Origin of the sequence: Desulfonatronum sp. SC1, assembly GCF_003046795.1 — a bacterium.
Classification (GTDB): domain Bacteria; phylum Desulfobacterota; class Desulfovibrionia; order Desulfovibrionales; family Desulfonatronaceae; genus Desulfonatronum.
This window is the reverse complement of record NZ_PZKN01000002.1, coordinates 120880-132786: the sequence shown is the minus strand read 5'-3', so window position 1 is coordinate 132786 and position 11907 is coordinate 120880. Positions and strand designations below refer to the sequence as shown.

General features: G+C 56.7%; 14 protein-coding genes and 2 tRNA genes. 15 read left to right on the top strand and 1 reads right to left on the bottom strand.

The window, feature by feature from the left end; all coding sequences use genetic code 11:
- Nucleotides 1-95 precede the first annotated feature (95 nt).
- The 9 genes from C6366_RS01955 to C6366_RS01915 all read left to right on the top strand — a co-directional run bounded on the left by C6366_RS01955 (nt 96) and on the right by C6366_RS01915 (nt 6152).
- Nucleotides 96-1106 carry a YIP1 family protein gene (locus tag C6366_RS01955; RefSeq protein ID WP_107735666.1) on the top strand — a complete coding sequence of 337 codons (1011 nt, stop codon included), beginning with the start codon at nt 96-98 and terminating at the stop codon, nt 1104-1106.
- 39 nt (nt 1107-1145) lie between these two features.
- Entirely contained in the window at nt 1146-1481 is a 336-nt protein-coding gene (locus C6366_RS01950; RefSeq protein WP_107735665.1) for a hypothetical protein, read from the top strand.
- Nucleotides 1482-1509: 28 nt separating this feature from the next.
- A complete protein-coding gene (locus C6366_RS01945) occupies nt 1510-2220 on the top strand; it encodes a hypothetical protein (protein WP_107735664.1) in 711 nt (236 codons plus the stop codon).
- A 105-nt stretch (nt 2221-2325) separates the two neighbouring features.
- On the top strand, nt 2326-3126 hold the full coding sequence (locus tag C6366_RS01940; protein WP_107735663.1) for an inositol monophosphatase family protein: 801 nt from the start codon (nt 2326-2328) through the stop codon (nt 3124-3126).
- A 39-nt stretch (nt 3127-3165) separates the two neighbouring features.
- Entirely contained in the window at nt 3166-3654 is a 489-nt protein-coding gene (gene rimI, locus C6366_RS01935) for a ribosomal protein S18-alanine N-acetyltransferase (protein WP_107735662.1), read from the top strand.
- 46 nt (nt 3655-3700) lie between these two features.
- Complete coding sequence (pgk, locus tag C6366_RS01930; protein ID WP_107735661.1) at nt 3701-4891, top strand: phosphoglycerate kinase; 1191 nt, start codon at nt 3701-3703, stop codon at nt 4889-4891.
- The gene (gene tpiA, locus C6366_RS01925; protein ID WP_107735660.1) at nt 4888-5661 is read left to right on the top strand and encodes a triose-phosphate isomerase; all 774 of its coding nucleotides are present in this window, start codon (nt 4888-4890) and stop codon (nt 5659-5661) included. The genes pgk and tpiA overlap by 4 nt, the downstream gene beginning before the upstream one ends.
- A gap of 21 nt (nt 5662-5682) precedes the next feature.
- Nucleotides 5683-6048 carry a preprotein translocase subunit SecG gene (secG, locus tag C6366_RS01920; RefSeq protein ID WP_107735659.1) on the top strand — a complete coding sequence of 122 codons (366 nt, stop codon included), beginning with the start codon at nt 5683-5685 and terminating at the stop codon, nt 6046-6048.
- A 17-nt stretch (nt 6049-6065) separates the two neighbouring features.
- Nucleotides 6066-6152, top strand: a tRNA-Leu gene (locus C6366_RS01915).
- A gap of 109 nt (nt 6153-6261) precedes the next feature.
- Here the strand turns inward: C6366_RS01915 and C6366_RS01910 are convergent.
- Nucleotides 6262-6338, bottom strand: a tRNA-Arg gene (locus tag C6366_RS01910).
- A gap of 265 nt (nt 6339-6603) precedes the next feature.
- Here C6366_RS01910 and C6366_RS01905 point away from each other — a divergent pair.
- From C6366_RS01905 to C6366_RS01880, 6 genes are all read left to right on the top strand, one after another.
- Complete coding sequence (locus C6366_RS01905) at nt 6604-8550, top strand: HEAT repeat domain-containing protein (RefSeq protein ID WP_107735736.1); 1947 nt, start codon at nt 6604-6606, stop codon at nt 8548-8550.
- An 8-nt stretch (nt 8551-8558) separates the two neighbouring features.
- Nucleotides 8559-9413, top strand: a complete 855-nt coding sequence (locus C6366_RS01900) for a protein-glutamate O-methyltransferase CheR (protein WP_107735658.1) — start codon at nt 8559-8561, stop codon at nt 9411-9413.
- A 143-nt stretch (nt 9414-9556) separates the two neighbouring features.
- On the top strand, nt 9557-9973 hold the full coding sequence (locus C6366_RS01895) for a PilZ domain-containing protein (RefSeq protein WP_107735657.1): 417 nt from the start codon (nt 9557-9559) through the stop codon (nt 9971-9973).
- Nucleotides 9970-10755 (top strand): ParA family protein, encoded by a 786-nt coding sequence (locus C6366_RS01890; protein ID WP_107735656.1) that lies wholly within the window; start codon nt 9970-9972, stop codon nt 10753-10755. The genes C6366_RS01895 and C6366_RS01890 overlap by 4 nt, the downstream gene beginning before the upstream one ends.
- Entirely contained in the window at nt 10742-11464 is a 723-nt protein-coding gene (locus C6366_RS01885; protein WP_107735655.1) for a chemotaxis protein CheW, read from the top strand. Before C6366_RS01890 ends, C6366_RS01885 begins: the two co-directional genes overlap by 14 nt.
- A 10-nt stretch (nt 11465-11474) precedes the next feature.
- On the top strand, nt 11475-11840 hold the full coding sequence (locus C6366_RS01880) for a response regulator (RefSeq protein WP_107735654.1): 366 nt from the start codon (nt 11475-11477) through the stop codon (nt 11838-11840).
- Nucleotides 11841-11907: the final 67 nt, after the last annotated feature.

Genomic DNA, 11907 nt, shown 5'->3' with positions numbered 1-11907 from the left:
GCAAGCCGCGTACGGCTTCACGCTTGCTTGCTTCTCTCCTCGGGACGGGCTAGGAATGAACGAAGTTGTTGAACGTTTGTCCCCGAGGAAACACCATGGAAATCACCTGTCCACAATGCGGCTTCGCCAGGACCGTTTCAGACGAAAAAATCCCGGAACGGGCGGAAATCGCCACCTGCCCGAAATGCAAACATAAATTTCAATTTCGAACAGCCGACGAAGCCGTCCCCCCTCCTCCCCTGCTTGCGGCTCCTCCAAGCGACGAGCCCGCTCCCCATCGAATCCAATCCGAGCCCCAAAGCGCCCCTGAAATCGACTCCGGCCATCAAACAGGCCGGGCCGATACCGCCGAAGACACTGCATCCCAAAAAGCGCCATTCGAGAAAACTTCGTCCGGGAAAACACCTACCGGCAATGGCGACTTCTGGGACAACCTCGCTTCCATGGGCTCTCCCCACCAGGAATCAGGAGATCCGCCCCCCACTGAAGAAGTCACGGGAGACGGCGAGATCGAGGTACCCTGGGAACGGCTGGATATTTACGGTTTTTTTCCCGGCATCTGGGAGACCATCAAACGAGCCATGCTCCGTCCTGTGGCTTTTTTTCAGGCCATGCCCGTGGGGGCCGGACAGATCAAACCATTGATCTTTTACCTGCTGATCGCTGAGTTTCAGATCGTCTTGCAAATGCTCTGGGATATGACCGGCGTGACGTCGGGCATGACCGGGGAAGGCGAGGCCATGGGGATCAGTGCCGCGATGCTGCTGGTGGGCTACCCGATCATTTTGACCATGCTCTTGTACGTCATGGCCATGCTGGTCCACGCCTGCCTGAGCATGGTCGGAGGAGCAACGCGGGGGTTCGAGGGGACGTTTCGGGCCCTGACCTACGGCAGCGCCCCCATGGTGCTGACGCTGATTCCGTTCATCGGCCCTTTAGTGGGCGCGATCTGGTCCTTGGTCATCACGTTTCTGGGCTACAAGTACATCCATCGGACGACGACGGCCAAAGTCATTCTGGCCATGTTGCTGCCCTTGATTCCGTTCATTCTTCTGCTGGCCATCGTCATGAGCATGGCTCAACGCAGCGGCGCGCCGATCTTCTGACCAACAACCCCGCGGCCGGACAACGGAGGAATTGTCGTCATGTTCTCTTGGTTGAAACGAATCTGGAATAATTACCGGGATTACCAGGAAGTCTCCAAACAGACCAGGCCGGAGGCCTTACTGGATTTGTCACGGGAAGTGCGGGCTTTGGCCGCCGCGGTGAACAGGTTTTGCGTCAACGAACCACAGCTTCAGACGCGGCTGTTGAAAGTTGAGCGGGAAATGAAAATGCTTGAGGAAATCATCGAGCGACCGAACTTTCGGCTTGTCACTCCTGAAAAGCGGCTCCAGTTGCGGGAGAACCTGATCGAATCCCGCGAACACTTACTCGAAGCCGTCAAGGAGGCCCCCACGGCCTCCCCCTTGCCCCAATAGCAGCTTTCTCCAAAGGAGAGCCTCGACCATGCGGAAACGAAACGGACTCGTCTTTGGGATACTGCTTTTGGCCTTGGGCTTTGCGATGCTTACCGGCTGCGAGATGGTCCGGCAAACAGGGGAGTATATCGGTGTGATTGGAAACTACTGGGAACCGCGTATCGGTCCCCAGGAAGTGACCACCGACGCCCCGATTTTCCGAGGCCCTCCCGTGATATCGATTTACCCCAAGAACACTCCAGCCGCCCCGCTATCGGCCCTTTTCTATCCCATGCAGGTCACCCAACCCACGGACAACCCCATCGTCCTGGGCCGGGCCCTGGGCCGCATTTTCTGGCAAACCTGGAGCCAGGCCGCGGTCTTTCCCACCTTTGTCTACGAGGAAGACGCGACCTGGCCGGGACTCCCCAGAGCTTTGGCCAAAGCCAAGTCCCTGGATGTGGACCTGATCATCCGCGGCGAAATCCCCTACTTTCTCAGCGGCGGCTCCAGGGGAACGACCAGCATCAGCATGCGCTTAGAGATCTTCGAAGTGGAGGGCGGCCAGCGCATCTGGATCATGGAACACGCCGGTCGCATGGAACCCCAACCCCGCCGCGACTACATCATCGCCCACCACACCCGCCGCCTCCCGGAGGAACCGGCTGCCTCAATCATGACCATCCTGGCCTGCGACCTGGCCATGAACGTCGGCCAATGGAACAACAATTGGACAGCCTACCCGGCTTGCCCTTGGTGAGAACGAAGTCTGAGAGTTTGATTCGTTGATGGCTGATCCTTATTCGAAGCTCGATGCTCGCCCCCGCATCTTGGCATCCGCCCTGTTTACGCATATGTTCCCCGGATGACCGACCACGCACTGCTTCTCCCAAAAACCATCGACATCGTCCGCGAAGCCGGGGATCTGCTGATGCGGTACTGGCACGCTCCGCGAGAAATCCGCCATAAGGGCCGGATTGATCTGGTTACCACAGCGGACCTGGCCCTGGAAAAACTGCTCAAGGAACGTCTGGGGAATTTGCTCCCCGATGCCGATTTCTTGGCTGAGGAGTCGGCCTCCACCGACGACCTGGGAAAAAAACTGAACGGCCCCACCTGGATCATCGACCCTCTGGACGGCACCACCAACTTCGCCCACGGCTTTCCCTTCGTGGCCATCTCCGTGGCTTTGTGGGACGAGGGGGATGTCCAGCTCGGGCTTGTCCACTTGCCCGTACTCAACGAGCTGTTCCATGCCGCCAAGGGCCGGGGCACCCACCTCAACAACGCTCCGGTCCATGTTTCCACCGTCCCGGATTTGGAAAATTCGCTGGTCGCCACCGGATTCCCCTACTCCGTCCGGGAGCAGTTGCCGCCGATCCTGGGATGGATGGAAACCATGCTCAGCCTGACTCAGGGGATTCGACGGCCCGGCTCCGCGGCAAGCGACCTGGCCTATGTCGCTTGCGGTCGCTTTGACGCGTTCTATGAGATTAATCTCAAGCCGTGGGACATGGCCGCGGGCTGGCTGTTGGTCCGTGAGGCCGGAGGATTGGTCACCCGAATGGACGATTCGGCGTTCGAACTGCACATCCCCTCCATCCTGGCCAGCAATGCCTTGGTCCATCAGAGGATGGTCGAGGCCCTCGGGCGGACCGCTGGCTGATACTACCCGCGCCCGCACCAAGAAAACGGATCAGCCGCAGTGCCCTGCGTCTTACTGCTCTCTCGCGACGAACTCCCGGATGTTGTTTCGCTGGAGGCCGAGCTTTTCCCCGACCCATGGTCCCTCGGACAGTTCCAGAACGGTCACGATCAAGGCACGTGCCGCATACATGGAGTCCGTGACCACATGACGCTGGTCGGCTATATAAGCTGCCAGGTCCTGCCTCCGGAAATGGAAATTTTGAACATGGCCGTTTTACCCGGTTTCCGGCGCCGCGGGATGGGCCGTGAATTGGTGACCGCGGCTATGGATCACGGATCGGCCCTGGGAGTCGTGGTCTGTCACCTGGAGGTGGACGAAACCAACATTGCCGCTCTGCACCTCTATACTTCGCTGGGTTTTTCACGGATAGGACGCCGCAGGGGGTACTATCCGCACCCGGAGGGAGCGCGAGATGCCGTTCTGATGCGGCGTGATCCGCGAAGCGTCGCGGCAAGCCGTGGCCCAATGGCTTTTGCCAATGTTTGATCTACACGACAGATGCCCCTGTCGCACTCAAGCCAGGAGGAAAACGATGAGCATTACGTATTTGAAAGACGTGGATGTCCGGAATAAACGCCTGTTGGTCCGCGTGGACTACAACGTGCCCATGGATCAAGGCGTCATCAAGGAGGATACCCGCATCCGAGCCAGCCTGCCCACCCTGAAACTGGCCCTGGAACGCGGAGCCTCGCTGGTGCTCTGCTCCCACATGGGGCGTCCCAAGGGCCAGGTCGTAGCGGAATTGAGCCTGCGGCCTGTTGCCCGCCGCCTTTCCGAGCTGCTGGGAAAGGACGTGGCCATGGCCCCGGACTGCGTGGGGCCCGAGGTTCAGGCCATGGCCGAAGCCCTTGAGCCCGGGCAGATTCTGCTGCTGGAAAATCTGCGCTTTCATGCCGGAGAAACCAAGAACGATCCGGATTTCAGCGCCCAGTTGGCCAAACTGGGGGACGTTTTCGTCAGCGACGCCTTTGGCACGGCCCACCGGGCCCACGCTTCCAACGTCGGCGTGACCAAGCTGATTCCGGCCTGCTGCGCGGGTTTATTGATGCAAAAGGAATGGGAGTACCTGGGCCAGGCCCTGGCTGATCCCAAACGACCTTTTGTGGCCGTTTCCGGTGGAGCCAAGGTCTCCGGCAAGCTGGAACTGCTGAACAACCTTTTGGAAAAGGTGGATCGAATGATCATCGGCGGGGCCATGGCCAATACCTTTATCAAGGCTCAAGGCTTCGGCGTGGGTGCCTCCCTGGTGGAAGACGATCTTCTGGATACGGCCCGAACCGTCCTGGCCAAAGCCAAGGAACTTGGGACAGCGCTCTATCTTCCCGTGGACTTTGTGTATGCCGAAGGTCTCAAGTCCGAGCGGGCCGACGGGGTTTGCCCGTACCAGGACATTCCCTCGGACAAAATGGTCCTGGACATTGGCCCGGCTACTCAAGCGCTGTTCGCGGAAGTCCTGGCCGGGGCCGGAACCGTGGTCTGGAACGGTCCCATGGGCGCGTTTGAAAACCCGGCCTTTGCTTCCGGCTCCATGCGCGTGGCAACTGCCGTGGCCGAATCCGCCGCGGTGAGCATCGTCGGCGGCGGTGACACGGACGCCATGCTTCACGCCTCGGGCATGGCGGACAAGGTCAGCTTCATCTCCACCGGAGGCGGAGCTTTTCTGGAATTCATGGAAGGCAAGGATCTCCCCGCCTTCAAAGCCCTTAAGGAGTGTGCCGCATGAGCACGGCCCCAAAAACATTGATCGCCGGAAACTGGAAAATGTACAAAACCGAGGCCCAGGCGGTGCAGTTGGCCGTCGCCTTGTCCGCCGGCCTTCGGGACTCCTTGCCCGAGGACCGTGAAGTCCTGCTGCTGCCGCCCTTCACCGCGCTCAAGGCCGTAGCCGAAACCATCCGCGGACAAGGGCGACTGTTCCTGGGTGGGCAAAATTTTTATCCATCCGCTGAAGGCGCTTTTACCGGAGAAGTCGCCCCGTTCATGCTCGCGGACGCCGGATGCACCCACGCCCTGGTCGGCCATTCCGAACGCCGCCACATACTCAAGGAGTCCGATCGATTCATCGCCCAAAAGACCGCCTTCGGCCTGCAGGCCGGGCTGCACATGATTCTGTGCATCGGCGAAACCCTGGACCAGCGTACCCACGGCAGTGTCGAAAACGTCCTCAAGGGGCAACTCCGGCTGGGATTGGCCGAGGTAAACAAGGATGGCATGACCCCGGACCAATTGACCATCGCCTACGAACCGGTCTGGGCCATCGGCACGGGCAAGGTGGCCCAGACCGAGGACATCGTCGCTGCCCACGTCCTTGTTCGCAAGACTTTAGAGGATTTCTTCCCGCATTGCAGCGGCGAAATCCGCATTCTCTACGGCGGCAGCGTCAAGCCGGACAACGCCAAAACGATCCTCGGCCTTGACAATGTGAACGGCGTGCTGGTAGGTGGTGCAAGTTTGCAGGTTGACAGCTTCACGGCCATTGCCACGGCTGTCTGAAATATCGCAAGGAGTATCGTTTTGAGCGCACTGATCATCACTATTCACGTTATGGCCTGTATCGCCCTGGTCATTCTCATTTTACTGCAATCCGGCAAGGAAGGCATGGGAGTCATCTTCGGCGGAGGAAGCAGTTCCGTCTTCGGCAGCAGCGGTGCCGGGGGGCTGCTTAAAAAACTGACCATCAGCGTGGCCAGCATTTTTATCATCACCTCCCTGAGTTTTACCTACATGAGCGGACAGCGTACCGCCGAAGAATCCGTGATCCTTGACTTCCCAGCCGATTTACCGCAAGTTCCCGCCTCTCCCGGAAGCATTGAAGAGCAGATATCTATTCCCGTGGAACCTCAGAATACTACTCCGCAATCACAAACCGAAACACAGTAATCCTTCCCAAATCAAGCGCCGAAGTGGTGGAATTGGTAGACACGCCATCTTGAGGGGGTGGTGAGGGAAACCTCGTGGGGGTTCGAGTCCCCCCTTCGGCACCAGAATATTACTAGGGATTCAAGCTGTAAGCGCTTGAATCCCTTTTTTTGTTCCTTTCCGTATACATAAAAAAAGGATACGACTCTTGTCGTATCCTTTTGATTTTGTTTATGGTGCGCCCGGCACGATTCGAACGTGCGACCAACGGATTCGTAGTCCGGTACTCTATCCAGCTGAGCTACGGGCGCGCTAAAGCGGTAATATATATTTGAGACATGAGCATCTTGTCAAGTGTCTTTGGCGAGTTTTTGTAAGATCTCTTGGCCCTGGGCATGCGGGCATCGCAAAAAGCTTTCAAACCTTGACGAGAAAGCGTGCATGATGCTTTAAGACCGTTTGGGGGGTGAACCAATTGCTTTTGCTTTGCCATTCTCTCCTCAAGGGTGGAACGAGTCCGAGTTTTTCTAATTGTCAATAAAGCATTTTCATCAAGAACGACAACACGGGTTGAACATGACAGATTGTCCAGAAGTTATTGAGCGATTCCATGTCAAGGATCCGGAAGTTCTGCGCGAAGCTGCTCAGGATGCTGGAGATTTCGGTTGTGAGGAAGCTATCCCCGGACTGATCATTCTTTTGCAAAATCCGAACTTGGGGGTCCAAGAGGCCGCGGACTTGGCCTTGCGGCAATTGGGAGGCGTCGAGGTAGTGCGGGGGCTTTGCCCGTTGCTTCGAGCCGAGGATGCCCAGGTACGAAATCTGGCCATGGACATTCTCCGGGAGGTGGGCAACCAGGACATCAATCTACTCGTCGCCCTGCTGGAGGACGATGACGTTGACATCCGCATTTTCACCTCGGACATCCTCGGTTCCACTCGAAACATCCTCGCCGTACCGCATTTATGCCAAGCCCTGCTCAAGGATCCCGAGGTCAACGTACGATATCAGGCCGCCGTCAGCCTAGGCAGTTTAGGATTTGCCGAAGCGGTTCAAAGTTTGAACCAAGCCCTCTCTGACGAAGAATGGGTTCAGTTTTCCGTTATCGAGGCCTTGTTGAAAATCCGGGACGAATCCTCCATCAACGCCCTGATCCAGGCCATTCCTCAGTCCACGGACTTGGTGGCTTCAATGATCGTGGACGCCCTCGGTGAAATGGGAAACTTGAAGTCCATTCCATTGCTGCTCAAGCGACTTGACGAATCGCCCCGCGCTTTACGCAACAAAATCGTCAAGGCCGTGGTCCAAATCATGGGAGGGCGGACCCTGAATCTGCTGCCGACCCTGGAACAAGCTAATTTCAAGGACTATCTCCTCTCCGCCTTGGAAGACGAAGACGAAGAAATCCAGGACGCATCCATATCCGGCTTGGCCTTTTTAAGGGTATCAGAAGCAGTCGTCCCGATCATCAAGATGGCCGCCAAGTTGAATCCGGACTTCGAGGCCCACCAGGACCGCCTGGAAACCATCGCCGACGCCCTGGCCCAAATCGGCTCCACCGAACCTCTTCGTCTTATCCTGCGAGAGACCGACCCCGCTGCCACGGCTTTGACGGTAAAGACCCTTGGACGCCTGCCGGGAGCGGACTCCAGTCACTTGTTGATGGATATATTTTGGAAGCATGACCGGGACGTGCAACGAGATTTGATGGATGCCTTATGCGTCGTGGCCGGAGATGAAGCCGAGCCCTTTTTCCTGGATCTGCTCGATCGTCACAATGACGGACATGTCCTCAAACAGGCGATGCGTTTTCTCAGCCGAGGTGCCGCACGGGAGAGAGACAACTCCGGACTTGCCGGCAAACTCTTTACCTTTCTGGATCATCCCTACCCCGATGTCCGCGCCGTGGCCCTGGAGGCCTGCATCAGCCTGGGCGAAAAATCCCTGGTGGAGAAGTTTCATCAAATGTTCGCCTCTCCGAACGCGGATAAACGGGCTATGGCCATTCTTGGGCTGGGCAATCTAGGATGCGATACGCACTTGAACGTGATTCGCACGGCCCTGGAGGACGAATCTACCGCCGTGCGCAAAGCGGCCTTGGAAGCCGGCATCAAACTATGCGGCCTTACCGAGGAAGTCTTTAAAATGATTTCACTGCGATTACAGGATGAAGACCGGGACGTTCGCCTGACCCTGGTCACCCTGCTCGGTGATTGCGCGTGCAGCATGGTCAATGTCGCGCCGATTCTGAAATCCGCTCTAAGCGACGCCGACGATTGGGTCCGAATCCGAGCCATCGAGGCCTTGGGGCGATTGAAGGTCAAGGATGCGATAAAAGATTTGGCTCCTCTTTTGCAAGAAAACAATCCACTAGTTTCCATCAAGGTAGTTGATGCGTTGGGTATGATCGGAGGACAGGCTGCCTTCCAGATTCTGCTTGGCATGCTCAACAACGACGACCCTGAATTGATCAACGCCGTGGAGGACGCCATCGCCGTACTCCAGGAACATGAGGAAGGGTAGGCCGGGCAATGAGCGCCGCTGAAACGGAGGGCATCAAAGATGCCGATTTTTTGCAGCTCCGAGATTTTATTTACGCGCAAAGCGGTATTTTTATTCCGGACAACCGGAAATATCTTCTGGAAAAAAGGCTTTCCAATCGCGTCAAAAATCTGAACTTAAAGAACTACGGAGAGTATCTCCATTTTTTGAAATATGACAGCGGACGCCGTCAGGAACTTCCCAGACTGTTCGAGGTCATCACAACCAATGAAACCAGCTTTTATCGCAATCCGCCCCAACTGAACGTCTTCCAGAACATCGTTCTGCCGCAGATACTGGAGCGACTTCGCAAGAAAGGAAAACACGGCCTGCACATCTGGTCCGCGGGCTGCTCCACTGGTGAAGAGCCGTACACCCTGGCCATTATTCTTCATGAGGTACTCAATTCTGAGCTTGCCTCCTGGAACATCCGAATTACGGCCAATGATTTGTCTGAAGCCGTCCTGCGAACCGCGCGTCAAGGCATCTATTCTGACTACGCTCTGCGCACCACTCCCAAGGATATCGTCAGAAAATATTTCATCGAGGAAGCCGGACGGTTCAGGGTTCGTCAGGAATTGAAAAACATGATCACCTTCGGCCAACTCAACCTGAACGATCGCAGTCAAGTAAAGCTGGTACCGCGCTCGGAGGTCGCTTTCTGCCGCAACGTCATCATCTACTTTGACGACGCAATGAAAAAACGGGTAATAAGTGCTTTCTACGACAATCTGGTTCCGGAAGGCCTGCTGTTCATCGGCCACTCCGAATCCCTGCACCATGTTTCCAGAGCCTGGCAACCCAAACACTACCCCGGAAGCATTGTCTATTACAAGGAAGCATGACCTGATCCACGGACGATCACGATAAGGTCACGTGAACAAGCCGAAGCGTCAGCCGCTTGATGTCGCGTCCACGCCCGGACGCTATTTTTCCAAGGCCGTAAGCCCAGAGATTGACTCACGATCAATACAAAATGGAGTACCCCATGCTTACTGAAGAAGAAAAACGAGCCCATGTCCGGCTGACCAAGCCATTTGAGGTAAAAATCAGGCCCTTCGCTTTTCCCCTGCAACGTCAGCCCACATCCGAGGTCCACTCCGCGGACATCAGCGAAGGCGGACTGCGGATACATTGCGCCAGACGATTCAACGTCGGGGATAAGTTGCAAGTGACCATTTTCATCCCCAGCCTGAACAAGCACCACCCAGGCTTCTTCAAGGTGTTCGAAAGCGATGTGGACCAATCCTTGACCGCGGTGGCCGAGGTGGTCAGGGTTCAAGAGGTGACCCCCCTGCGTGATTACGCCTTGGGATTGAAATTTTTGGACATCTACGAGGATGACTGGCAGGCGTTGCGTACGCTGATCCTCAAGGAACTGCGCAAACAACAGGATACCGCGTGAAAACGACGGTCCTGGCCGTGGCCAACCAGAAAGGCGGAGTCGGCAAGACCACCACCGCCCTGAGTCTCGGCGCCGCGCTCGGCGAAATGGGTCGTCGCGTTCTGATCATGGATCTGGACCCCCACGCCTGCGCCAGCATTCACCTGGGCTTCTATCCCGAAGAAAAGCGTACGACTCTCTACGAACTGTTTCTTGAAGAAGCCCCCGCCAAGCGAGCCAATCTTCTGGACGCGATGATCGCACCCTCCGAAGAAGCCGGATTCGACGTCGCTCCCAGCCACATCAGGCTCTCCGAGTTGGAGATGGATCTCCGGGACCGGGCGGGCAAAGGAGCGATACTCAAACAATGCATGGATCACCTGGATAGCAGGTATGACTACGTGATTCTGGACTGTCCGCCTCATGTCGGTATATTGCTGATCAACGCCCTCGTGGCCTGCAACCTGGTGATCATCCCCATGCAGACGGATTTTTTGGCCCTGCACGGCGTACGCCTGATCTTCGCGACCATGAAGACCCTGAATAAAGCCTTGCCCAAACCCATCGACTTTCGGATTTTAGCCACCATGTTCGACCGCCGCGCCGGCGCTTGTCAGCGGGTATTGCGCCTGTTGCGCCAAAAAGCGGCCTCCAAGGTGTTCGAGACCATCATCCCCATGGACACCAAATTTCGGGAAGCCAGCGGCCTGGGAAAAACCATCCTGGGCGTGGCCCCATCTTCCAGGGGGGCGCAAGCCTACCGACAACTGGCCAGGGAGTTGACCGCCCATGAAAACGCTTGAGCAGTATTTCAAGGACCAGCCGCTATTGCCCGAAGACCTCGCGGTCCCTCGGGACGGCGAGGAGCTGACCAGCGCGGAACAGGCTTTTTTGAGAAAATATCTCGGTTTTGGGAGCCCTTCCTCTGACCAGGGCCCAGCGATCCAGACCGTCAATCCGGAGCAGGTCATGTCCGGTCCCGCGCCTCAAGCCGCCGTCGCCCGGAGAGACGCGGGTACGACGGATCCGCGCGGTACGTCATTGGGCTCGGACCCGGCGGAACTGCAAAAAAACTTGCGCGAACAGCCCGAGCTGCAACTGATCGGCTTTCGCTTGGCGGACCAGGATTACGCTCTGCCCATTGAAGTGATCCAGGAAGTCATCCGAACCGTGGAAGCAACCAAGCTGCCCTCCGCGCCGACGTTTCTTTCCGGCGTGGTCAATTTGCGAGGCCGGGTCACGCCCCTGATTTCTTTGCGCAACCTGCTCCGGCTGACTCCCGGCGAAGATCAGTTCATCATCGTCTGCCGTCACGGCGGCTTGCAGGTCGGCTTGCAAATCCAGGCCGTATCCACCATGCACCGAGTCAAGCAGGAGCGCATCGACTGGGCGGTGGAATCCTTGCTGGGCGTACAAAACGAGATGATTTGCGGTTTGATTCGTTCCGAGAATAAGCGTTTGATCAGCATTCTCTCACTTGACCACCTTGTTCAATCCTTGGTGAAATCATGAGGTTTTTTTCGTGAAGCATATTCTTATCGTCGACGACTCCAAAACGGTTCGCAACCTCGTCGCCTTCATCATGAAACGGGAAGGCTTTCGGGTGACCATGGCCGAAGACGGCATGGACGGTTTGGAAAAACTTTATTCAGCCGGAGAATTGGACCTGATCATCAGCGACATTAACATGCCCCGAATGGACGGTTTCACTTTTATCAAGAATATTCGCGAGCAGGATGCTTTTCGCGATATCCCGATCATCGTCCTGTCCACCGAAGGCCAGGAAAAGGACATCCAAAAAGGGATCGGCCTGGGTGCGAACCTATACATGGTCAAACCGGCCCAGCCCGAAAAACTGGTCCGCAACGTGAAAATGCTTCTGGGATAGCCCAACAGTCCATTGAAAAACTCCCCAATTGCAGCGACGCGGTATTTTTTTTTTTGAACGGACTGGC

Excerpts from the sequence above, each read along its gene's own strand:
- C6366_RS01955 (WP_107735666.1), top strand. The coding sequence starts at position 96 with ATGGAAATCACCTGTCCACAATGCGGCTTCGCCAGGACCGTTTCAGAC.
- C6366_RS01950 (WP_107735665.1), top strand. The coding sequence starts at position 1,146 with ATGTTCTCTTGGTTGAAACGAATCTGGAATAATTACCGGGATTACCAG.
- C6366_RS01945 (WP_107735664.1), top strand. The coding sequence starts at position 1,510 with ATGCGGAAACGAAACGGACTCGTCTTTGGGATACTGCTTTTGGCCTTG.
- C6366_RS01940 (WP_107735663.1), top strand. The coding sequence starts at position 2,326 with ATGACCGACCACGCACTGCTTCTCCCAAAAACCATCGACATCGTCCGC.
- pgk (WP_107735661.1), top strand. The coding sequence starts at position 3,701 with ATGAGCATTACGTATTTGAAAGACGTGGATGTCCGGAATAAACGCCTG.
- tpiA (WP_107735660.1), top strand. The coding sequence starts at position 4,888 with ATGAGCACGGCCCCAAAAACATTGATCGCCGGAAACTGGAAAATGTAC.
- C6366_RS01905 (WP_107735736.1), top strand. The coding sequence starts at position 6,604 with ATGACAGATTGTCCAGAAGTTATTGAGCGATTCCATGTCAAGGATCCG.
- C6366_RS01900 (WP_107735658.1), top strand. The coding sequence starts at position 8,559 with ATGAGCGCCGCTGAAACGGAGGGCATCAAAGATGCCGATTTTTTGCAG.
- C6366_RS01895 (WP_107735657.1), top strand. The coding sequence starts at position 9,557 with ATGCTTACTGAAGAAGAAAAACGAGCCCATGTCCGGCTGACCAAGCCA.
- C6366_RS01885 (WP_107735655.1), top strand. The coding sequence starts at position 10,742 with ATGAAAACGCTTGAGCAGTATTTCAAGGACCAGCCGCTATTGCCCGAA.